The organism is Nonomuraea lactucae (assembly GCF_003313395.1).
GTDB lineage: Bacteria > Actinomycetota > Actinomycetes > Streptosporangiales > Streptosporangiaceae > Nonomuraea > Nonomuraea lactucae.
Window position 1 is genome coordinate 1 of record NZ_QNFZ01000528.1, and the last position, 1,588, is coordinate 1,588.

Annotated in this window: 1 protein-coding gene; it reads left to right on the forward strand. The window is 74.5% G+C overall.

The features are described from left to right. Window positions 1-276: 276 nt before the first annotated feature. Window positions 277-1,584, forward strand: a complete 1,308-nt coding sequence (gene hisD / locus DQW85_RS23280; RefSeq protein ID WP_113702230.1) for a histidinol dehydrogenase — start codon at window positions 277-279, stop codon at window positions 1,582-1,584. The last annotated feature ends 4 nt before the right edge of the window (window positions 1,585-1,588 follow it).

Below are 1,588 nucleotides of genomic sequence, written 5' to 3' on the forward strand. Positions count from 1 at the left end.
CCCCACCCCGTCCCGCCCGTCCCGCCCCGTCCTGGCCGCTGTCCCGCACGCTGCGCGCGCCCGCCGAAGTGGTCGCCCCGGGAGGCCCTGTGGCGGGACTGCCGAAGTGGTTGCCCGAGTCCGAGGGGGCGCCCCTCTGGCGGGACTGGTGAAGCGGTCGTCCGGGCCTGAAGGGGCGCCCTCTTGCGGTCTTCGCCGTCCTGTCGTCCGGAGACGCGCGTGTCCGGATCGTGGACGAAACGGGACTGAGGTGGTGGACTCCGTAGACTAGGGAGGGTGATTTCCCGTATCGACTTGCGCGGTTCCCTACCGGGGGACCTGCGCGACGTGCTGCCCCGCGCCGAGCTCGACGTCGAGGCCGCCCTGGAGAAGGTGCGGCCGATCTGCGACGAGGTGCGCCATCGCGGGGCGGCGGCCGTGCGGGAGCTGACCGCCAGGTTCGACGGGGTCGAGATCGAGCGGGCCCGCGTGCCCCGGGAGGCGCTGGAGCGGGCGCTGGAGGAGCTGCGGCCCGAGGTGCGGGCGGCGCTCCAGGAGTCGATCCGCCGCGCCAGGCTGGTCCACCGCGACCAGCGCCGCGCCGACGTGACGACCCAGGTCGTCCCCGGCGGCACCGTCACGGAGCGGTGGGTGCCGGTCGAACGGGTCGGGCTGTACGTGCCGGGCGGGCGCGCCGTCTATCCCTCCAGCGTGGTCATGAACGTCGTCCCCGCCCAGGAGGCCGGCGTCCCGTCGCTGGCCGTGACGAGTCCCGCGCAGAAGGAGCACGGCGGGCTGCCGCACCCCACGATCCTGGCCGCGTGCGCCCTCCTCGGCGTCGACGAGGTCTACGGCGTGGGCGGTGCGCAGGCCGTCGCCATGTTCGCCTACGGCACCGAGGAGTGCCCGGCCGCCACCATGGTCACCGGTCCCGGCAACATCTGGGTGGCCGCGGCCAAGCGCCTGCTCAAGGGGCGGATCGGCATCGACTCCGAGGCCGGCCCGACGGAGATCGCCATCCTGGCCGACGACACCGCCGACCCCGTGCACGTCGCGGCCGACCTGATCAGCCAGGCCGAGCACGACGTGATCGCCGCCGCCGTGCTGGTCACCGACAGCGAGGACCTGGCCGAGGCGGTGGCCAAGGAGCTCCCGGTCCAGGTGGAGGCCACCAAGCACTCCGCCCGCATCGCCGAGGCCCTGGCCGGGCGCCAGTCCGGCATCGTGCTGGTCGACGGCGTGGACGACGGCGTCGAGGTGGTCAACGCCTACGCCGCCGAGCACCTGGAGATCATCACCGCCGACGCGGCGGAGGTGGCCGGGAGGATCCGCAACGCGGGGGCGATCTTCATCGGCCCCTACGCGCCGGTCTCCCTGGGCGACTACCTCGCCGGGTCCAACCACGTGCTGCCCACGGGCGGCTGCGCCTGCCACTCCAGCGGGCTGTCGGTGCAGTCGTTCCTGCGCGGCATCCACGTGGTCGACTACACGCGCGAGGCGCTGGCGGGCGCGGCGGCGCACGTGTCGGTGCTGGCCGACGCCGAGGACCTGCCCGCGCACGGCGCCGCGGTGCGCGCCCGCTTCGACTGGCGGATCCCGTCATGACCCC